This window comes from Bradyrhizobium sp. MOS001 (genome assembly GCF_004634465.1).
In the GTDB taxonomy this organism is placed as follows: Bacteria; Pseudomonadota; Alphaproteobacteria; order Rhizobiales; family Xanthobacteraceae; genus Bradyrhizobium; species Bradyrhizobium barranii.
Window position 1 is genome coordinate 402,274 of record NZ_SPVJ01000001.1, and the last position, 20,754, is coordinate 423,027.

General features: G+C 65.5%; 17 protein-coding genes. 7 read left to right on the top strand and 10 right to left on the bottom strand.

Annotation, left to right across the window (positions count from 1 at the left end):
• Positions 1 to 45: 45 nt before the first annotated feature.
• Complete coding sequence (locus CT676_RS01915; RefSeq protein WP_135213674.1) at positions 46 to 1,269, top strand: GGDEF domain-containing protein; 1,224 nt, start codon at positions 46 to 48, stop codon at positions 1,267 to 1,269.
• A 55-nt stretch (positions 1,270 to 1,324) separates the two neighbouring features.
• Here CT676_RS01915 and CT676_RS01920 read toward each other — a convergent pair whose 3' ends face one another.
• From CT676_RS01920 to CT676_RS01930, 3 genes are all read right to left on the bottom strand, one after another.
• Positions 1,325 to 2,455: an acyl-CoA desaturase gene (locus CT676_RS01920; protein WP_167767924.1), complete on the bottom strand. Its 1,131-nt coding sequence runs from the start codon at positions 2,453 to 2,455 to the stop codon at positions 1,325 to 1,327.
• A 296-nt stretch (positions 2,456 to 2,751) separates the two neighbouring features.
• On the bottom strand, positions 2,752 to 6,270 hold the full coding sequence (mfd, locus tag CT676_RS01925; protein ID WP_135213675.1) for a transcription-repair coupling factor: 3,519 nt from the start codon (positions 6,268 to 6,270) through the stop codon (positions 2,752 to 2,754).
• On the bottom strand, positions 6,267 to 6,557 hold the full coding sequence (locus CT676_RS01930; RefSeq protein WP_028147879.1) for a succinate dehydrogenase assembly factor 2: 291 nt from the start codon (positions 6,555 to 6,557) through the stop codon (positions 6,267 to 6,269). The genes mfd and CT676_RS01930 overlap by 4 nt, the downstream gene beginning before the upstream one ends.
• 185 nt (positions 6,558 to 6,742) lie before the next feature.
• Here CT676_RS01930 and recG point away from each other — a divergent pair, with 185 nt between their 5' ends.
• Positions 6,743 to 8,851 carry an ATP-dependent DNA helicase RecG gene (recG, locus tag CT676_RS01935; RefSeq protein ID WP_135213676.1) on the top strand — a complete coding sequence of 703 codons (2,109 nt, stop codon included), beginning with the start codon at positions 6,743 to 6,745 and terminating at the stop codon, positions 8,849 to 8,851.
• Here recG and panE read toward each other — a convergent pair.
• Positions 8,848 to 9,777: a 2-dehydropantoate 2-reductase gene (gene panE / locus CT676_RS01940; RefSeq protein WP_135213677.1), complete on the bottom strand. Its 930-nt coding sequence runs from the start codon at positions 9,775 to 9,777 to the stop codon at positions 8,848 to 8,850. The genes recG and panE overlap by 4 nt on opposite strands.
• A 216-nt stretch (positions 9,778 to 9,993) precedes the next feature.
• On the opposite strand from panE, the gene CT676_RS01945 reads away from it, so the two are divergent.
• Positions 9,994 to 10,515 (top strand): AAA family ATPase, encoded by a 522-nt coding sequence (locus CT676_RS01945; RefSeq protein WP_085404732.1) that lies wholly within the window; start codon positions 9,994 to 9,996, stop codon positions 10,513 to 10,515.
• A 28-nt stretch (positions 10,516 to 10,543) separates the two neighbouring features.
• Here the strand turns inward: CT676_RS01945 and CT676_RS01950 are convergent, their stop codons facing one another.
• The 3 genes from CT676_RS01950 to glmS all read right to left on the bottom strand — a co-directional run bounded on the left by CT676_RS01950 (position 10,544) and on the right by glmS (position 14,193).
• Positions 10,544 to 11,401, bottom strand: a complete 858-nt coding sequence (locus tag CT676_RS01950) for an NAD(P)-dependent oxidoreductase (RefSeq protein WP_135213678.1) — start codon at positions 11,399 to 11,401, stop codon at positions 10,544 to 10,546.
• Positions 11,402 to 11,506: 105 nt separating this feature from the next.
• A complete protein-coding gene (locus CT676_RS01955) occupies positions 11,507 to 12,277 on the bottom strand; it encodes a DUF502 domain-containing protein (RefSeq protein ID WP_135213679.1) in 771 nt (256 codons plus the stop codon).
• Positions 12,278 to 12,366: 89 nt separating this feature from the next.
• Positions 12,367 to 14,193 (bottom strand): glutamine--fructose-6-phosphate transaminase (isomerizing), encoded by a 1,827-nt coding sequence (gene glmS, locus CT676_RS01960; protein WP_135213680.1) that lies wholly within the window; start codon positions 14,191 to 14,193, stop codon positions 12,367 to 12,369.
• Positions 14,194 to 14,413: 220 nt separating this feature from the next.
• Here glmS and CT676_RS01965 point away from each other — a divergent pair, with 220 nt between their 5' ends.
• Positions 14,414 to 14,632: a hypothetical protein gene (locus CT676_RS01965; RefSeq protein WP_071913760.1), complete on the top strand. Its 219-nt coding sequence runs from the start codon at positions 14,414 to 14,416 to the stop codon at positions 14,630 to 14,632.
• Between the two features lie 9 nt (positions 14,633 to 14,641).
• Here the strand turns inward: CT676_RS01965 and CT676_RS01970 are convergent, their stop codons facing one another.
• Positions 14,642 to 14,827, bottom strand: a complete 186-nt coding sequence (locus tag CT676_RS01970; RefSeq protein ID WP_135213681.1) for a hypothetical protein — start codon at positions 14,825 to 14,827, stop codon at positions 14,642 to 14,644.
• 12 nt (positions 14,828 to 14,839) lie between these two features.
• Positions 14,840 to 16,207, bottom strand: a complete 1,368-nt coding sequence (glmU, locus tag CT676_RS01975) for a bifunctional UDP-N-acetylglucosamine diphosphorylase/glucosamine-1-phosphate N-acetyltransferase GlmU (RefSeq protein ID WP_135213861.1) — start codon at positions 16,205 to 16,207, stop codon at positions 14,840 to 14,842.
• A gap of 171 nt (positions 16,208 to 16,378) precedes the next feature.
• Between glmU and CT676_RS01980 the strand changes: the two genes are divergently transcribed.
• Positions 16,379 to 17,749, top strand: a complete 1,371-nt coding sequence (locus CT676_RS01980; protein WP_135213682.1) for a hypothetical protein — start codon at positions 16,379 to 16,381, stop codon at positions 17,747 to 17,749.
• Between the two features lie 146 nt (positions 17,750 to 17,895).
• Entirely contained in the window at positions 17,896 to 18,276 is a 381-nt protein-coding gene (locus tag CT676_RS01985) for a hypothetical protein (RefSeq protein WP_028147889.1), read from the top strand.
• Here the strand turns inward: CT676_RS01985 and CT676_RS01990 are convergent.
• Positions 18,236 to 19,900: a beta-(1-6) glucans synthase gene (locus CT676_RS01990; RefSeq protein WP_135213683.1), complete on the bottom strand. Its 1,665-nt coding sequence runs from the start codon at positions 19,898 to 19,900 to the stop codon at positions 18,236 to 18,238. The two genes, CT676_RS01985 and CT676_RS01990, sit on opposite strands and share 41 nt — an antisense overlap.
• Before the next feature lie 222 nt (positions 19,901 to 20,122).
• Between CT676_RS01990 and CT676_RS01995 the strand changes: the two genes are divergently transcribed.
• The gene (locus CT676_RS01995) at positions 20,123 to 20,719 is read left to right on the top strand and encodes a beta-1-3, beta-1-6-glucan biosynthesis protein (protein WP_135213684.1); all 597 of its coding nucleotides are present in this window, start codon (positions 20,123 to 20,125) and stop codon (positions 20,717 to 20,719) included.
• Positions 20,720 to 20,754: the final 35 nt, after the last annotated feature.

The window sequence follows — 20,754 nt, forward strand, 5'->3', positions numbered from 1 at the left end:
ACCGGACTAGATTGCGCAGCATCTGTTGCGTGATCAGAGTTTGCGATGTCCCAGGCGGGCCCGATCCTGTTTGTGTCCAACGCCCAGCGGCCGCCTTTCATTGCGGCCCTGGACGAGGCCCGTCTGTTTCCCGTCGTCGACGCCGACTGGGCCAGCGCGGCGCGCGCGGTCGAGCAGGTGCAGCCGGCCGCGGTTCTCGCCGCGATGCATGCCGGGCACGAGCCCCATCTGGCGACGCTCGCCAGGAAGATCGCGGACCAATCGCCCTACCTGCCGTTCGTGGCGCTCGATGCTGCGGGCACGCTGCCGCAGAACGCCCTGCCCTTCTCCTCGCGCGGCGGCAATTCCGACCGCCTCGTCGCGCGGCTCCGCGCCGCGCTGCGCGTACGGACTCTCCATGCGACGGTTCTGCGCCGGCTGCCGGACGCGAAAGTCGGGTTGCCGGAGGGGGATCCGGCACGCGATGCGACGGTGCTCCTGATCGGCCGCGGCACAGCCTATCCTGCGCTCTCCGTCGCACTCGGCGAACGCGTCGGGGTCGTCGGCGCGCTCTCGATCGAGGCCGCTGCCAAGCATCTCAACACCCGCGACATCGATGGCGTCGTACTCGCCGAAGGTTTTACCGCGCGCGTCACCGACGCCTTCCTCACGGTGCTCGCCGAAGACACCCGATTCCGCAGCCTGCCCGTGGTTGTCACCGCGCACCAGCTCGCGCAGACTTACGACCTGCCCAATCTCGAGCTGATCCCGGGCGAGCCGGCGAAGGTCGCCGCCAACGCGCTGCCGCTGATCCGCCAGCACGCGATGGAAGCGCAACTGAGCCGCACGCTGCGTTCGATCGATGCCGGCGGCTGGCTCGACCCGCGCAGCGGCCTGCTCACGGTGGAAGCTTTTGCCCGCGATTTCGCCAAGGCGGTCGAGCAGGCTCTTGCCCGCGGCGGCGGCCTCTCCGTGGCGCGCTTCGCCTTCGAGCCCGGCAATTCCCGCGCCCAGCTCGACGCCGCGCGGATCCTGAGCCGCCTGATGCGGCAGATGGATTTTGGCGTGGCGCAGAAAGACGGTTCCGTCGTCGTCGTGTTCGCGGAGACCGACTTCCGCACCGCCCACATGATCGCCCGCCGCCTGTCGGCGGTGATGCGGCACACCTCCAACGGCAAGCACGAGATGCGCAGCGATCCCGTCGTCAGCGTGGACTCGCTGTCGCCGTCGGATACGGCGCGGTCACTGCTCGGGCGTCTCTCAGCCGACGCGTCGCGCGCGGCGTCGTAGTCGCGCGTCAGCAATCCCTGATCTCGTGCGCGCCCCTTGTCCGGGGAACGTGGCGCTAAACGCCGCTATTCGCGTTCGATTTCGGTGCGGCCGCCAGAGCGGGAGTGGCCAGGAGAAAGCCGACAGTCTCGTTCAGGAGCTCGTGGGCCCGGTCGACGATGTCGTCCAGCGACATCGTCTTTGCGAACATGCGCTGCGCTTCAGCCAGCAACTGGTCGCGAGTCGGCATGCTGGACAGACGCAAATCGGCACGCTGCTGCAACAGAATGATCGCGTCCCGGACCGACAATTCGGTCTCATGGATCGACGTCTTGATCGCCTGTGCGATGTGTTCAGGATTGAAGCGAGCGGCGAGCTGCTCGGCCGCTTGCTTGATCGCGCGTGATCCCAACCGATGCTCATTGCGCAGGACCTGCTTGGGCGGCATCTTCAGATCCCGGACAATCCCGAGCCAGGACAAAGCCACCAGGATATAATAGGTGAGATCAATCTCGTACCAGTGGAAGCCCTGTCGAGCACTGGCCTGATAGGCGTGGTGATTGTTGTGCCACCCCTCACCCATCGTGACGAGAGCGAGCAGCCAGTTGTTGCGGGAATCGTCGCCGGTCACATACCGCCTGCGGCCGTGAACATGTGCGAGGGAGTTGATGCAGAACGTGCCGTGATACACGAGCACCGTGCTCCAGAGGAAGCCGACCACGAGCCCTGACCACCCCGCAATGAGGAAGCAGAGGCCCGCGAGCACGAACGCCGGCAGAAGCTCCAGTTTGTGCAGCCACATCAACTCGGGATACGACGCCAGATCCGATACTTTCACCAGGTCGGTTGCATCGTGCTGCCGGTAGAAGATCCAGCCGAGATGACTGTAGAGGAAGCCCTTGTGCCGGGGCGAATGCACATCCTGCGCCGTATCCGAGTGAAGATGATGATGGCGATGTTTGGCAGCCCACCAGAGGACGCTTTTCTGAGCGCTGCTCTGGGCCAGGAAGGCCAGGATGAACTGAAACACCCGGCTGGTCGCGTAAGCCCGATGCGAGAAATACCGGTGATAGCCGGCGGTGATCGCAAACATGCGCAGCCAGTACAGAACCGCGCAAATGGTAACGGCTTGCCACGAGACGCCCGACCAGATCGCCGCGACGCATCCCGCGTGGACCAATATGAACGGCAGGACCTGCGGATACATGACGTCGTCGTGTTCGTCACCGTGTTCCTGGCCTGAATCGATATTGATAGACACGCTCGCGACCTCAGAAGTTTCAATGGGCGGGGCAGCCCCGCTTTGCGGTACAAAAAACCCGCGGCCGGTAAACCAGTCGCGGGTCACACGAATCAGGTCATCAGTCGGGCACGCTATCAGCGGCGAGGCCAAATCGTCGGCCAAACTCGACGAATCGAACATGGCTGTCGTTCGATCATTCCGCAAGTGGCCATATGCCGCTGTCTTGTATCCAAGTACCGCTCCGGTGGCGCTCGGAACAATTACGCCGCCTTCTTGCTCTGCGCGAGCTGTGCAAGCTGGCGCATGATCTCCGTGGTGCCGGCGAGCCGCTCTTCCGGCGTCTCCCAGTCCTGCAGGAACACCACCTTCATGTCCGGCCGCACCTTGGCGGCCTGGCCATAGCTGCGGATGAACGACACCAGGCGGTCGGGATGGGCAAACGAATTATCGCGGAAGGCGATGACGGCGCCCTTCGGACCGGCGTCGATCTTCCCGACATTGGCCGTGCGGCAGAACGCCTTGATCGCGGCGACCTTGAACAGATAGCGCACCTCGTCGGGCAGCACGCCGAAACGGTCGCGCATCTCGGCGCCAAAGTTCTCGATCTCCTCCTCGGTGTCGAGATCGGCCAGCCGCCGGTACAGCGACAGCCGCACCGAGAGGTCGCCGACATAGTCTTCCGGAATGAGCACGGGCATGCCGATGGTGATCGAGGGCGACCAGCGGTCGGCGGCGGGCTCGGACACGCCGGCCTTGAGGTTGACGATCGCCTCCTCCAGCATCGACTGGTAGAGCTCGAAGCCGACTTCCTTGATGTGGCCGGACTGCTCCTCGCCGAGCAGGTTGCCGGCGCCGCGGATGTCGAGGTCGTGCGAGGCGAGCTGGAAGCCCGCGCCCAGCGTCTCCAGCGATTGCAACACGGTGAGCCGGCGCTCGGCCTGCGCGGTGATCTTCTGCTGCGCCGGCAGCGTGAACAGCGCATAGGCTCGCAGCTTGGAGCGGCCGACGCGGCCGCGGAGCTGATACAGCTGCGCCAGGCCGAACATGTCGGCACGGTGCACGATCAGGGTGTTGGCGTTGGGAATGTCGAGGCCGGATTCCACGATGGTGGTCGACAGCAGGATGTCGAACTTGCCGTCGTAGAAGGCGGTCATGATGTCTTCGATCACCGCGGGCGGCATCTGGCCGTGCGCGACCGCGACCTTCATCTCCGGCACGTTCTTGTCGAGGAAGTCCTTGACCTCGGCGAGGTCGTCGATGCGCGGCACCACGTAGAACGCCTGGCCGCCGCGATAACGCTCGCGCAGCAGCGCCTCGCGGATCATCAGCGGATCATGCGGGGCGACGAAGGTACGCACCGCGAGGCGGTCGACCGGTGGCGATGCGATGATCGAGAGCTCGCGGACGCCGGTCAACGCCAGTTGCAGCGTGCGCGGGATCGGCGTCGCCGACAGCGTCAGCACGTGCACCTCGGACCGAAGTGCCTTCAGCCGCTCCTTGTGGGTGACACCAAAATGCTGCTCCTCGTCGACGATGACGAGGCCGAGATCGCGGAACTTGATCGCCTTGCCGAGCAGCGCGTGGGTGCCGACGACGATGTCGACCGAGCCGTCGGCAATGCCCTTCTTGACCAGGTTCAGCTCTTTGGTCGGAACCAGGCGCGAGGCCTGCGCCACATTCACTGGAAAGCCCTTGAAGCGGTCGGTGAAGGTCTTGTGGTGCTGGCGGGCGAGCAGCGTGGTCGGCACCACGACCGCGACCTGCTTGCCTTCGAGCGCGACGGCAAAGGCCGCGCGCAAGGCCACCTCGGTCTTGCCGAAGCCGACGTCGCCGCAGATCAGCCGGTCCATCGGACGGCCGAGCTCAAGGTCCTTCAGCGTGGATTCGATGGCCCCTAACTGGTCCTCGGTCTCGTCATAGGGGAAGCGCGCGCAGAACTCGTCGTAAAGTCCCGGCTGCACCGGCAGCTTTGGCGCCTCGTGCAAATGGCGCGCGGCGGCGATCTTGATCAGCTCGCCGGCGATCTCGCGGATACGGTTCTTGAGCTTGGCCTTGCGGGTCTGCCAGCCGCTGCCGCCCAGACGATCCAGCTCGACCGCGGTCTGGTCGGAGCCGTAGCGCGACAGCAGCTCGATGTTCTCGACCGGCAGAAACAGTTTTGCGTCGGCGGCGTAATGCAGCTCAAGACAGTCATGCGGCGCGCCGGCGACGTCGAGGGTTTGCAAGCCGATGAAGCGGCCGATGCCGTGGTCGGCATGGACGACGATGTCGCCGGCGGTGAGGCTCGTCACCTCCGAGATGAAATTGTCGAGCTTGCGGCTCGCCTTGCGGGGCCGCACCAGGCGGTCGCCAAGGATGTCCTGCTCGCTGATCAGCGCGATCTCGTCGGTCTCGAACCCTGCCTCCAGGCCGAGCACGGCGAGCATGGTCTCGTTGCGCGGGGTCGCCTGCACCGTCCGCCAGGCGTTGACGCTGGTGGTATGGGTCAGCTTGTGGTCGCGCAGCATCGAGGTCATGCGGTCGCGCGATCCCTCGCTCCAGAGAGCGATCACGACCTTCTTGCGCTGGGCATGCAGCGCCATCACGTGGCTGACGACGGACTCGAACACGTTGACGGTGGCGTCGTTGCGTTCGGGTGCGAAGTCGCGGCCCTTGCGCGCGCCGGCATCGACGATCGTCGCACCATCGGCCGGAACCGAAAACTGCGTCAGCCGCACCAGCGACATCTCGCTTTCGCGCCTGGTCCATTCCTCGTCGGTGAGATAGAGCCTGTCAGGCGGCAGCGGCTTGTAGATGGCACCGCCGCCGGGATGCTCCATCGCATCGCGGCGGGCTTCGTAGTAATCCTGGATCTGCTTGAAGCGCTCACGAACCGCGTCCTCGGCCTGCGGCTCGATCGCGATGGCTGCGCCTTGCAGATAGTCGAACAGCGTGTCCATCCGGTCCTGGAACAGCGGCAGCCAGTGCTCCATGCCGGGATGGCGGCGGCCCTCGCTGACGGCCTCGTACAGCGCGTCGTCGCGCTCGGGCGCGCCGAACTCGGCGACATAGCCCATGCGGAAGCGACGGATGGTGTCGGTGACGAGCTGGAATTCCGAGATCGGCACGAGGTCGAGCGAGCGCATGTCGAGCATCGTGCGCTGGGTCTCGGCGTCGAAGGAGCGGATCGATTCCAGGCTGTCGCCGAAGAAGTCGAAGCGGACCGGCTGGTCGAGGCCGGCCGGAAACAGGTCCAGGATACCGCCGCGCACGGCATATTCGCCGGGCTCGCGCACGGTCGAGGAGCGGTTGTAGCCGTTGTGCTCGAGCCAGGCGACGATGGTGTCCATCGGCACCACATTGCCGGGCGCGACCGACAGCGCCTGCGCGGCAACGAGTTCGCGCGCAGGCACGCGCTGCACGATTGCGTTCACCGTGGTCAGCACGATCAGAGGCTTGTCGCTGCCGGTCAGCGGCGCAAGCCGCGCCAGTGTGGTCAGGCGCTGCGCCAGGATGCCGCCATGCGGCGAGACGCGGTCATAGGGCTGGCAGTCCCAGGCCGGAAAGGTCAGCACCGGCAAATCGGGCGCGAAGAATTGCAGCGCGCGCTCGAGCTGCTGCATTCGCCCACCGTCGCGGCAGACCACGGCGAGGCTGACGGCCGGTTTCTTCGGCCGCGCCGCGATGGCGCGGGCCAGATCGGAGATGACGAGGCCCTCGGCGCCCTCGGCAACATTGGCAAGCGTCAGCGCGCGGCCGGGCGTGAGCAGCTCGGCCGGCGACTTCATCCCCTGTTTCATAAATCGCCGTCCGTAATCGGGAACGCCTTGATGCGGGCAAACAGCGCGCCGGTGACATCAGCTGGCAGCACCTTGTCACCGGTGATGGCGGCATAGAGATCGGGATCGGACTCCTCGAGCAGGGTCTCGAGCTCGGTCAGCTCGTCATCGGACAGATTGCCGATCTCGGCATCCGCGAAGCGGCCCAGGATCAGGTCCATCTCGCGCGTGCCGCGGTGCCAGCAGCGGAACAGAAGCCGCTTGCGGCGATCGTCCAGCCCGTTGCTCGATCGTGTCGTTCCCGTCATGTCTCAGATCCAGTCAAACGCAGAAAGCCCGGACGTGCCGGGCCGGGGTGATATAGCCACTCGGACCGCCCCTGTCAGCCCTCGATTTGGCATGGCCCGCTGCCCGCGCGGGCGCCGCGAAAAAAGCCGTGGATGCCCGGCATAAAGCCGGGCATGACGGGCCGAAACGATCCTAGATTCGCCTGATGCGCCCCAGCCTGCTCAATCCGCTGTTTGCTCCCGTGACCAGCCTGCCCGGCGTCGGTCCGAAGCAGGACAAGCTGCTGCAGTACCTGCTCAGCCGCAATGAGACGCCGCGCCTGATTGACCTGCTGCTGCATTTGCCGAGCCAGGTCATCGACCGCCGTGCGCGGCCAAAGATCCGCGACGCCGTCCAGGGAACCATGGTGACGCTGGAGGTCACCGTCGATCGCCATCGCCCGCCTCCGCCGCGCAACGCCCGGGCGCCCTATCTCGTCTACGCCAGCGACGACACCGGCGACGTCGTGCTGACCTTCTTCCGCGCCAAGCCCGGCTATGTCGAAAAGCTGCTGCCGATGGGCGAGAAGCGCTACGTCTCGGGCACACTGCAGATGTATGACGGCATCCCGCAGATCGTGCATCCCGACCGCGTGCTCGACGAAGAGGCGATCTCGAAGCTCTCGGGCATCGACCCGGTCTATCCGCTGACCACGGGTCTGGCGCTCGGCTCGCTGCGACGCGCGGTCGCGCAAGCGCTGCAGAAGCTGCCCGCCCTGCCGGAATGGATCAGCCCGGAGGTGATGCGCCGCTGCAGTTTTCCGACGGTCACCGAGGCGCTCAGCCGCGTGCATCAGCCGGTCGAGCTCACCGACATCCTGCCCGAAAAGCCCTACTGGTCGCGCCTCGCCTTCGACGAGCTTTTGGCCGGCCAGCTCGCGCTGGCCCTGATCCGCGCGCAATTGCGCCGCCCGGCCGGCGTCCGCAACGCCGGCGACGGTCACTTGCGCAACAAGATCATCGACGCCCTGCCCTATGCATTGACGTCGTCGCAGCGAGAAGCGACCGCCGCGATCGCGAACGATCTGCAACAACCCGTGCGCATGCTGCGCCTGCTTCAGGGCGATGTCGGCTCGGGCAAAACCGTGGTGGCGCTGCTGGCGGCCGCCGCCGTCGCCGAAGTCGGCAAGCAGGCCGCGCTGATGGCGCCGACGGAAATTTTGGCGCGGCAGCACATCAAGACCATCGCCCCGCTCGCGGAGCGCGCAGGGCTGCGCGTGGCCATCCTCACCGGCCGCGAGAAGGGCAAGGAGCGGCGCGAGCTGTTGGCACAACTCGAAGCCGGCGAGATCAATCTCCTCGTCGGCACCCATGCGCTGATCCAGGACGACGTGATCTTCAACGATCTCGCCCTGGCCGTCGTCGACGAGCAGCATCGGTTCGGGGTGCGCGAACGCCTCGCGCTGACCTCGAAGGGCGCCGCCGTCGATGTGCTGGTGCTGAGTGCGACGCCGATCCCGCGCACGCTGGTGCTAACCTATTTCGGCGACATGGACATCTCCGAGTTGCGCGAGAAGCCCGCCGGCCGCCAGCCGATCGAGACCCGCACCATATCGATGAGCCGCCTCAATGAGGTCACGGACAGCATCGGCCGGGCCTTGGAGGCGGGCAAGCTGGTCTACTGGATCTGCCCGCTGGTCGAGGAATCCGAGGCCGAAGGCACCGAGCACCTGACCAATGCGACCAAACGCTTCGAGAGCTTGCAAAAGCGTTTCGGCGACCGCGTCGGCCTCGTCCACGGCCAGATGAAGGGCACCGAGAAGGACCGCGTGATGGGCCAGTTCGCCGCCCATGAGATCGGCCTTCTGGTTGCGACCACCGTGGTCGAGGTCGGCGTCGACGTGCCGGCCGCGACCATCATGGTGATCGAGAACGCCGAACGGTTTGGCCTTGCCCAGCTGCACCAGTTGCGCGGCCGCATCGGTCGCGGCTCGGAAGCCTCGACCTGCCTCCTTCTCTACTCGGAGCCGCTTGGCGAGATGTCGAAGGCACGTCTGAAGGTGATCCGCGAGACCACCGACGGTTTTCGCATCGCCGAGGAAGATTTGAAGCTGCGCGGCGAAGGCGATGTGCTCGGCGTGCGCCAGAGCGGCCTGCCGGGCTACCGCATCGCGCGGTCGGAGGTGCACGGCCAGCTCATCACCCAGGCTAGAGACGAGGCGCTGCGGATCCTCAAAGACGATCCGAAGCTGAAGGGCGAGCGCGGCGAGGCGCTACGGTGCCTGCTGTATCTCTACGAGCGGGACGAAGCGATCCCGCTGATCGGGGCGGGTTAGCCTGCTGCTCTTCGGCGTCCGACCTCATAAGCCGCCACATGCGCGCGGGCCAGATCCAGCAGCGGCGTATCGATACCGAGCGTGCGGGCGCGATTGGCCATATCGCCCAGGATATGCTCCGCTTCGGTAACCGAACCACGCTCGATATCGCGCAACATCGAGGCCTTGAGCAGCGAGTCCAAGGTGGTGAAGAGCTTTCGGTCAAACTCGATGAACGGAGCGCGCGGCTCAAAACCCGACGCCGTTGCAACGGCACAGCATTCCGCGAACAGCCGGAAAATGGACTGCTCGCCGTTCGGCACCGCCAGGATGTCGCCGATACTTGCGCGCATCAGGCAAGTGATGCCAGCGAGCGTGCTGAGCTGGACGAACTTTTCCCACATGTCCTGCATGATCGCTTCGCTGGCGCGCACGTCGATGCCGGGGACATGGAGCAATGTTTCCAGCGCGAGCGCACGCTCGCTCAGCGCCCCGTTGGTCTCGCCGAAGACGATGGTCTGATTGGCCATGAACTGAACGACACGACCATCCGCATCGAGGCCGGCGCTGACGTTCGCCAACCCGCCGAGGACGCGCGCTGCACCGAACTTCGCGGTCAAGGTGTCGATATGTTTCAACCCGTTGAGGATCGGCAGGATCATCGTATCGGCGCCAACTGCCGGGGCAAACTGGGCCATCGCATCGTCGAGCGAGTAGGATTTCACTCCGACGAGCACGACGTCGAATGTCTCCTTGAGATCGTCTGCCAAGATGATCTTCGGCTGTACGGCAAAGTCGCCATGCGGACTCGCGACCTGCAATCCATTCCGCCGCAATTGCTCGGCACGCTTCGCTCGCACCAGAAAGGTCACGTCGCCGCCCGCTCGGACCAGGCGAGCTCCGTAATAGCCTCCAAGCGCGCCTGCGCCGATCACCAGCACTCTCATTCGAACTCCGATTGCATCCATCTGTCTCCGCAGAAACGATAGCAGACGGGGCGTGCGGCGTCTCCTCCCCGTCATTGCGAGCGCAGCGAAGCAATCCAGAATCTTCCCACGGAGACAGGCTGGATTGCTTCGCTGCGCTCGCAATGACGAAGTGGATAGAGCCGCTTCAGAAGACTCACCCTTTCGCCGCGGTCGACTTTATGAAACCTTGCGCTCATGCGCAGGGTCATCGTCGTCGGTTCTCAGGGAAGCGGAAAGACGAGCCTCTCCCGAAGTCTCGGGCGGAAGCTTGGACTGCCCGTGGTGCATCTCGACGTGCTCTACTGGCGGCCGGGATGGAAGCCATCCGACAAGGCCAGCTTCCGTCTACGCGTCGCGGAGGAGATCGCGGGCGACGCATGGGTCATCGACGGCAGCTTCTCGGGGCTCGCCTTCGATCTCACGCTTGCGCGTGCCGACACCCTGGTCGTCATCGACCGCCCACGCTGGCTCTGCCAGTGGCGCATTCTCTGGCGCTCCGCGTTCGATCGCGACACGACGCGACCCGATCTGCCCGAGGGATGTCCGGAACAGTTCGACTGGAAACTGATGAAGGAGGCGTGGCGCTACGACACCGAGCGCGTGCCCGTCATCGAGGCCGAGCGCCTTCAATATGGCCCCGATGTCCCGGTCGTGCGCCTGAGACGCGACCGGGACATCCAGGGTTTTCTGGAGTCGGTTTCAGTGCACGGCGAGTGATCCATCGCCGTGACGTCGGACTGGACGGTCAGGCCTTCTTCTGCGCGACACGCGCTGCGAAGGCCTTCAGCAGTGCCGCATCCACCGCTTCGCCATTCGCATCCGCGGCGAGGTGCTCGAACCAGCGTGCAAAGCCTTCGTAGATCTGGCTCGCCGGATGGTCGGGCCCGAGGAAACCCGAGATCTCCCGCATCTCCGCGACCCAGCGATAGGCCTTCGGGATCATGTCCGGCAGCGCGACTTCGAGCCGGGCCAGGACCGCGGGCTGGCTCAGCGCGAGCTCGTCGCGCAGCGCATCGGCCGCGCCCGCTTTCGTGGCCGCGACCACCATGGCCGAGCCGATGCCGGCCAGGCCCTTGACGATACCGGCATAGGACATCTTCAGCGCGGAGGCCGCGCCGACGGGTCCCTCGACAATCCGCACGTCGAGCCCGAGATCCTTCAGCACCGCGAGATCCCCAGCGTACTCGCCGGACAGGTAGAAAGCCGGGCTCTTGCTGCCGGGCTGCGGCGGGAAGCCGATGATGCCGCCATCGACGAACGGCGCCTGCGCCGAGCCGATGATCTCCTCGATTCTTTGAACGGTATCGACATTGACCGCGTTGCAGTCGACGACGATGGGCTTCTTCTCGCGCCGGACGATCAGCGCGGCCAGGCGTTCGGCCAAAGCCACGGCTTCGCCCGGCGGCACGATCGAAAGGATGATGTCGGCCTCCACGATCGCGTCGTCCTCGGCGCCGATCATGCCGGCATCCGCGGCGCGCTTTTGCGTCGCCTCGCTGCGCCCCTTCAACGATGTCAGCACGCGCGCACCGTTTTCGCCGAGGCGGCGGGCCACGGCGCTGCCCATGGCGCCGGGCGCGAGGATCGCAATGGTCTTCGTCATCATGCACTCCAGGTCGAATTCCGAGCGAGGCGCTCAATTCAACCGGAAGACTAGCAGAGGACGAAAGTGCTTGCGTGAATGCGGCCATCCGAAACGGGAATGGCCCTACTCCACCTTCGCAGGCTGGGGCTGGAGCGCCGACGCGTTGGCGATGCGCGCGGCGTTCGCCATGCCCGCGAGCGCGGCGGCCTTCTTCGGGTCCGGCGCCAAGCCCGGCTGCACCACGCCGGCCGACATGATCAGGGTCGCGGCGTCCTCGGTGCTCATGTCGACTTCGACGATCTTGCTCTTGGGCACGTAGAAGAAGAAGCCCGTGGTCGGGTTCGGCGAGCACGGCAGGAATACGGAGACGTGCTCCTCCTGCCCCGGCAGGCTGCGCGCGACCTCTTCATTCGGCGACTGCGAGATCAGCACGATCGACCACATTCCCGGCGACGGAAACTCGACCAGGCCGACTTTGCGGAAGCTCGAGCCCTTGCCCGAGAACAGCGTCTCGAACACCTGCTTCAGGCCGCGATAGATGGCGCGCACCGCCGGGATGCGGCCGAGGAAGGTTTCGCCGATATCGACCAGCGTCCGGCCGATCAGGTTGGCCGCGAGGAAGCCGACCAGCGTCAGCGTGAAGAATGCGACAATCAGTCCCCAACCTGGAACGACATACGGCAGATAGGTTTCGGGCCGGTAGGCCAGCGGCACGAACGGCCGCACCACGCCGTCAACCCAGGTGACGAACCACCAGACCAGATACAGCGTGATGGCAATTGGCCCCGTCACGACGAGGCCGGTCAGAAAATAATTGCGGAAGCGGCCCATCAGGCCGGTATGCGGTTCCGGGATGGGATCAAGCGGCGCAGGCGCGTCGTCGCGGGGGGTCATTCGGGTTCCAGGTCGGTCGCTGCACTCAAGCTAGGGTCTTCTAGCAGGTTTTGGAAGACTACCTAGTGTTCCGGCCTGATCCCTTCTGCCTATTCCACGGTCACCGATTTCGCGAGGTTGCGCGGCTGGTCGACGTCGGTGCCCATGATGACCGCCGTATGATAGGCGAGCAGCTGAACGGGGACGGCATAGACCATCGGTGTGAACGCGGCCGCCATGTCGGGCATGACGATGGTGACGAGGGACTCGACGGTCGCCTCCTCCGCGCCTTTGGCGTCCGTCATCAGGATGATTCTGCCGCCGCGGGCGGCAACCTCCTGCATGTTGGAGACGGTCTTTTCGAACACGCGGTCATAGGGGGCGATGACGACGACCGGCATGGTCTCGTCGATCAGCGCGATCGGCCCGTGCTTCAGCTCGCCGGCGGCATAGCCCTCGGCATGGATATAGGAGATCTCCTTCAGCTTCAGCGCGCCTTCGAGCGCGAGCGGGAAGCTGGTGCCGCGGCCGAGATAGAGCACGTCGCGCGATTTGGCGATCTCACGCGCGAGCTTCTCGATCTGGAGCTCGGTGGTGAGCGCGTCCGACATCAGGCGCGGGATCTCGACAAGGCCATGAACGAGCTTGGTCTCGTCCTCGTCGGACAATTCGCCGCGGGCCTTGCCGGCCGCGATCGCAAGATTTGCCAGCACCATGAGCTGGCAGGTGAAGGCCTTGGTCGAGGCGACGCCGATCTCGGGGCCGGCGAGCGTCTGCAGCACGGTCTCGCTCTCGCGCGCGATCGTCGAGGTCGGCACGTTGACGACGGCCACCGTGTGCACGCCCTCAGCCTTGGCATAGCGCAGCGCGGCCAGCGTGTCGGCGGTCTCGCCCGACTGCGAGATGAAGATGGCGAGATCGCCCTTGCGCAACGGCGCCTCGCGGTAGCGGAATTCGGAGGCGACATCGACCTCGACCGGCACGCGCGCAAAGCGTTCGAACCAGTATTTCGCGACGAAGCCGGCGTAGCTCGCGGTGCCGCAGGCGGTGATGTTGATGCGCTGGATGCTCTTGAAGTCGAACGGCAGCTTGACCGGCAGCGAGACGCGCTCGGTCGCCATGTCGACATAGCACGCTAGCGTGTGGCCGACCACTTCCGGCTGCTCGTGGATTTCCTTCGCCATGAAGTGGCGGTAATTGGCCTTGTCGACCAGCGAGGTCGAGGCGGCGTGCTTGATCTTCTCGCGCTGGACGGCGTGGCCGTCCTTGTCGAAGACCGTGGCGCCCTTGCGCGTCAGCACGACCCAGTCGCCGTCTTCGAGATAGCTGATCGTGTCGGTGAAGGGGCCGAGCGCGATGGCATCGGAGCCGAGATACATCTCGCCGTCGCCATATCCGATCGCGAGCGGCGGGCCGTTGCGGGCGCCGATCATGAGGTCGTCGTCACCGGCGAAGATGAAGCCGAGCGCGAAGGCGCCACGCAGCCGCGCCAGCGTCAGCTTCACCGCTTCCACGGGCTTGTTGCCGCGCGTGAGCAGATCGTCTACGAGATGCAGCACGATCTCGGTGTCGGTCTCGGTGTGGAACACCGTGCCCTTTTTCTCGAGCTCCTCGCGCAGCTCGCGGAAATTCTCAATGATGCCGTTGTGGACCACGGCAACGCGTTCGGTCGCGTGCGGATGGGCATTGTTGACGGTCGGCTTGCCGTGGGTGGCCCAGCGGGTGTGGCCGATGCCGGTTGTGCCTTTGAGCGGCTCGGCTTCGAGACGCTTCTCCAGGTTCTTCAGCTTGCCCTCGGCGCGGCGGCGCTCGAGATGCTTGCCTTCGAGCGTGGCGACGCCCGCGGAGTCGTAGCCGCGATATTCAAGACGTTTGAGCGAATCCACCAATTGCTCTGCAACCGGCGTGCGCCCGAGAATGCCGACAATCCCGCACATGCGGATCAATATCCCCCAAATCGTCGAAAAATCGCCTAAACGATCCGCTCGGTCTTTAGCGAAGTTCCTAAGGAACCAGATACTCAATAATTATTGCTGATTGAGACAGCACCGTTTCGCATCCGGCTTCGACTGCGTCGAATTGGCCGGCCTTAAACCGCGCGCATTAACTCCTTGTCAACAAGTTTGGCCAACGATTCCGGGACAGGAGAATAAGGCCATGAAAGGCTCATCCGACCGCAAAGGTCTGTCATCGACGTTCTTGCGCGCCAGCGAGACCACTGGCACGCACCTTGCGCATTGGCCGCCGCCCCAGCGCGGCAAGGAAAGCAAGCCCGTCTTCGTCAAGCACGCCGCCGGAGAACCTGCGAAACGGGCAAAGCCGCGCGGCTGGCGCCTGACGCGCGCGATCTTCTCGGAATTCTCCGACGACGAATAGCGGCGCGCCCTACCACCCCAGCGTCACGGCCCAGACGAGGGAAATGAGGAGCGCCCAGAACGCCAGCCCGATGACGAGGGCCAAAATCTCGGGCGGATCGTACTCGTTCACTTCCCGCAGCAGCAGTCGCCCCATCCCCGTGACGAATGTGTCGATCAGAAAACTGAAGAGATCGCGCACAAAGCGAGAGGACACGGCAGTTGGCGCTCAGTTCTCCGGCTTCTTTTCCGGCTTCTTGCCGCCGGTCTTCATCTCGCGATAGCGCGCGGCGCCGCCTTCCCTGATGGTCTGCTGGTTGCGCTCCAGCGCCATGGCGTCGTCGGGCACATCGCGCGTGATCACCGAGCCCGAGCCGATATAGGCGCCGTTGCCGATCTTCACGGGCGCGACGAGAGAAGAGTTGGTGCCCACGAAGGCACCCTGCCCGATGATCGTCTTGTGCTTCTTGAAGCCGTCGTAGTTGCAGGTGATGGTGCCGGCGCCGATGTTGGAATTGGCGCCGATGGTGGCGTCACCAATGTAGGAGAGATGGTTGACCTTGACGCCGGCCTCCAGCGTCGCGGCCTTGGTCTCGACGAAATTGCCGATCCGCGCGCCGTCGCCGAGCGAGGTGCCGGGTCGCAGCCGCGCATAGGGGCCGATCGAGACGTTCTTGCCGAGCGTGGTCTGCACGATATGCGAGAAGGAATGGATCACCGTGCCGTCGGCGATCGACACGCCCGGACCGATCACCACGAACGGCTCGATGGTGACGTCATTGCCGAACACGGTATCGGCGGACAGATAAACGGTCTCGGGCGCGATCAGCGTGACGCCTGCTTCCATCGCCGCTTTGCGCAAGCGCGCCTGCATCACGCCTTCGGCCTCCGCGAGCTGCGCCTTGGTGTTGATGCCGCGCACCTCGTCCTCGCTGGTCTCGATCACGACGGCCTCCCATCCCTGTTCACGAACGACGCCGACCGCGTCGGTCAGATAATACTCGCCCTTCGAATTCGCATTGCCGATCTTGTCGAGGATCGCGAGTGCACGGCGCCCGTCGATCGCCATCAGGCCGGCATTGCACAGATCGATCTTGCGCTCTTCCGCGCTGGCATCGGCATGCTCGCGGATCGCGACCAGACGGTCGCCCTCGACGATGAAGCGGCCATAGCCGGTGGGATCGGCGGCGCGAAAGCCGAGCGCGGCGATTGCTGCGCCCTTCGCGAGCGGCGCGCGCAGCCGCGCAAAGGTCTCGGCCGAGATCAGCGGCGTGTCGCCGAAGGCAATCAGCAGATCGTCGGCGCCCCGCGCAATCGCCTCGCGCGCCGCCAGCACCGCATGCGCGGTGCCGAGCCGTTCTGCCTGCACGAAGGTGAGCGCATCGGGACGGATACGTTTCGCCTCGTCCCCGACCGCCTGATGGTCGGGGCCGATCACGACGGCGAGCGAGGTGCCGGTTCCCTTCGGTGTGGCGGCGAGCACGTGCGCGAGCAGGCTCTGGTGGGCGACCGGATGCAGCACTTTCGGCAGGTTCGATCGCATGCGCGTGCCTTCGCCGGCGGCGAGTACGATCGTGAGGCTGGAACGGGCGGTCATCGAAATCCTGTCAAACATGGCCGAATCAACGGGCGGCGCCAGGCCGATGCCGTCATGAGCTGTCGCCTTGCTACCCCCGCAAACGCCCGGAATTCAAGTGCGACGGGGTTTTCCTGTTAATGTTCCCTGATTGATTCGGGGAAGCAGCTCGGGGCTGGGCACTTAACGTTCATGGCAAAGGATTCCGACCCACTGGCGGACGCCTTCGGGACCAAGGAGACCGGCGGGCTGTTCTCCGGACTTCTGGCCGAGGAAAGCGCGGTCGACCGCAGCATGATGTGGCGGCTGGGCGCGTGGGGCGTGGTTGCCGTCGGCGCTGTCGTGATGGCCGTGATGGCCAATCAGGCCCAGCTCGGCTGGCGCCGTGACCAGGTTGCGTCCGCCGATCTGTCGCGCCAGGCCGACCGGCTCCAGATGCTGACCAAGGAGAGCCAGAACGAGGCCCGCCGCCTCGCCTCCGCCATCGAGACGCTGAACACCGATCGGGACCGGCTCTATTCGCGCGTCACCGTGCTCGAGCAAGGGATGGATTCCGTCACCGGCGCCATCGCCAAGCAGAGCGCGAAACCGCAGGACGCGCCGGCGCCTGACGCGCAGCCCGCGGCGCCTAGCGTCGCGCCGGTCGCCTCCACGCCGGCTCCCTCGAGTGACAAGCCGCGCGCGGGAGCCGCGAAGGACCAGGCGAAGGAGCCGACAAAAGACGCTGTGAAGGAGGCCGCAAAGGATCAGTTGATCCCGCCGCCGCAGAACGACGCCATGGCCTCGCTGGTATCGCAGTCGCCGCTGACAACGTCGGCACTGCCCATGCTTCCGCTGGTGCCATCCAAGTCGATCATGGCGCCACCCGATCCCGCCGCATCGAAGCTGACGCAGCCCGAGACGACGGAGAAGGCCGCCGAGAAGAAGCCCGAACAGGCGCCCACCCCGACCGAGGTCGCCGCGGCGCCAGCCAAGCCGCCGGAGACGGCCGAGAGCGAGGCCCCCGCGATCGCTGTCCAGCAGACGCGCTTCGCCATCGACCTCGGTGGCGCCAACTCGCTCGACGGCCTGCGCGCGCTCTGGCGCGGCCTGATCAAGTCCAATCCGGAGGTCGCGGCGCTGCGGCCGATCATCATGATCAAGGAAGGCAACACCGGCCTCGGCATGCAGCTCCGCTTGGGCGCCGGCCCGCTGATCAATGCCGCCGCCGCCGCAAAGCTCTGCGCGGGCCTTGCCGAAAGCGACCGCCATTGCGAGACCACCGTGTTCGACGGCCAGCGGCTGTCGATGCGCGGCGGATCGGAGAAGGGACAAGAGAAGACTCAGGACCGGGTTCAGGAGAAGAACGCGGACAAGAACCAGGACGCCGTCCCGCAAGCCGAGACTGCGCCAGCGCCCGCTCCTGGCGCCAAACCGGAGAAGCGCCGCCGCAGCTACTCCTCAAAACGCTCGTCGAAGCGCGAGGAGCCCGCGCCTGCACCCGCGCCTCAGCCGCCGGCCGCACCGGCGAAGCCGGAGACGGCCTCGGCGGGATCGACGCTGTCGTCGTTCTTCAGGCGGTAGGAACGCGGACGAGTTAGATCACTGCGGCCTCTCATCAAATTGGGGCGTCAATGGCCGTCGACCAATGACTCGTCGAACAGCGCAAGCGATCAGAAATATCCACCTCGCCTGTTGCCCCCTCCCGTCATCCCGACCATATTGCGCCCATGACAAAAAAGCCCTTCCGCCTCACGCCCTACCAGGTGCAGTTCCTGATCGTCGTCGGTTTCGTGTCCGTCGGCTATGCGATCTATCTGCGCTATCTCGGCATCGAGAACTCGACCGTCGGCCTCGCCTGTGACGCTGGCCTGCAGACGCTGATCTGCAAGGCGCGCACAGTCTCGACGGTGCTGTTCAAGAATTCGGTGTTCGGCATCGTCGCGCTGGTGGTTGCGACGCTGAACCTGATGCGGCCGTCGATCGTGCTGCTGACCGTCGGCATCGTCGCCGCCGGCCTCGGCATCGTGCTCTACAATGTCGTGCTGTCGGGCCTTGCGATCGGCCTGTTCATTCTTGGATTTGCTCGGCCCGCGCCCGCCACAGCGTGAACGCGAACAGCAAGTAGATCGCGCAGGTCCACAGCGACTGCCAGTTCTCGCGGCCCTCGTTGAACAGCACATAGGCGGCCGCCAGCGTGAGCAGGCCCGCGAATACCGATTCCGCGATCGGACGCTGGCCGATCTGCGGCCGGTTCAGCATCAGCACCGCGAACGGCACCACCGCCATCGTCAGCGAGGCGTAGGGGAAGTCGTGGTAGCGCGAGTCGAACACGAAGGCGAGCGCGGTCTGCGCCGCGATCACCGCGGTCACCGCCAGCGTCAGGCCGAGCACGGCGGTGAGCTTCGACCATTTGCGGCCCTCGCGCGGGCCGAGCAGATCGAGGAAGGTCGGAAGGCTGCGGCCGATCACCATCGCCTGCGAGCAGAAGATCGGCGACAGGATGCCGGCCAGAAGCAGCGCGCCCCAGTGCAGCCAGCCGCCGATGCCGTAACTCTCATAGTACATCTTGTCGGCGCCGATCCCGAGCAGGGTGCCCGCTGACGTCGCCGAGATCGCGACGCCGAGCCAGGCCGAGAAGCGCGGCGTCCACGGCCGCCTGCGCAGCGTGAGGCCGGCGACCGCGAACACCAGCACGCAGAGGCCCATGCCGGCGCCCATGTACCATTTCCAGTACGGGAAATTGCTGATCGGCTGGCCCGGCGGATATTTCAGGTTCCGGCGCACCGAGTCGTACAGGCCCCAATAGCCGCCGACGGTGCCTTCCAGCTTGCGCTTCCAGGGCTGGTCATAGGACTCGATCAGATTGACGCGAAACTTGTTTGCTTTCGCCAGGCCCAGGATTTCCGAGACGACGCGCGCCTGGTTGGTGCGCGACGGCAGCGCGCCCTCGCGCATGCGCCCTTCGCTGGGCCAGCCGGTTTCGCCGATCAGGATCTCCTTGCCGGGGAACGCGACCGCCATGCGCTCGCGGATCGCCTCGACATGGCTCGCTGCGAACTTCGCCTTCACCGGAACATCCTCCCAATAAGGCAGGATGTGGATCGTGACGAAGTCGACGGCGTCATAGACCTCGCGATTCCTGAGCCAGAACTCCCAGACGTCGGCATAGGTGACGGGCACGCTGACCTGCGCCTTCACCGAGCGGATGATGGAGACGAGGTCCGCGGTCGTCATCTCGCCGCGCAACAGCACCTCGTTGCCGACGATGACGCTGGTGATGATGCCGGGAAATTCCTTGGAGAGGCGGACGGCGAGCGCGGCCTGCTCAAAATTCTTGGCGCGGTTGCTGGAGAGCCAGATGCCCTGGAGCACCTTCAGCCCGCCGACCTTGGCGGCGATCGCCGGCACCTGGTCGAGCCCGTTCTCCATCGAATAGGTGCGGACGCAGTCGGTGATCTCCTTGAGCTGGCGCAAATCCTGCTCGATTTGGTCGGCCTCGATATGGGTCCACGCGTTCAGCGGCGACTGTTCCCCGCGGAACGGCGCATAGGAGACGCATTGGACCTTGTCGGCCGGGTCGATCGGGGCGCGCGCGAGCGTGATTGGCGTGGCCAGCCACCACCACACGGCAGCAATCGCACCCAGTGAAACGAGCAGAAGCGCCAGTGGCGTACGAAGAGAAATCGGTTCCGTCCTCCGCGAGGTGCCGTCGATTACCTGCTCACGCGCCATCTGCCAAGGGGTGTGTCCGGGATGGATCCTTCCCTCCCCCGAGGAATTTACCTGCGGCCGTTCGACAGAGGCCTAGGATCGTGACTTTGCTGGACAAAATTTCAAATTCAGGTCATGGACTCGGCAGGACTTTGCCGCCGCATTGGGGACCCATTTGGACGCCATCACCGGCGAGTCCGCGAGGTCCTGGCGCGGGCGGTCAGCTGATATATTGGGGAATTCATGCGGCAACGGGTGTTCGAGTTACGAAATGCGGTCCTGCGGCAGTTCGCCGCCACCTTGGCCGTCTCCTCCCTGGTCGTGATGGTCGGTCTCGGTGGCGCCTCCGCCCAGAGCGGCACGCCCGCCCCGGACCAGGGCAAGGCAGCCACCCAGCCCGCCGATGCCGCCGCCAAGGACGCCGCCCAGAACCAGCGCCGCACCGACGAGTTCGCCGAAGCAGCCCAGGTCATCAACGGCCCGGCCGGCAACCCCGAATGCGTCTGGCTCGGCCGGCGCGTGGTGCGGCTGATGTGGCGCGACGACCTCGATACCGCGTTCCGCCATCTCGACCTCTACGACCGCTTCGGCTGCCCCGGCGGCCACATCCAGGCCGCCTTCCGCTGCCTGACCCGCTTTGGCGGCCAGATCGATCCCAAGGTCGCCGAGACCCTGGACAGCCGCGTGCACGCCTGCTGGATCAACCCGGCATCCCAGCCGCAGCAGGCGTCAGCCAGCGCCTCCCAGCCGGCGGCGCCAACCACGGGCAATTCGCAGGCCCCGCAGCCGGCCGCGAGCCCCGCGCCTGCGGCAAGCCCGACACCGGCGCCCTCGAAATAGCCGCGATCGTTTCAGCCGCCGTTCAGGAACGATCG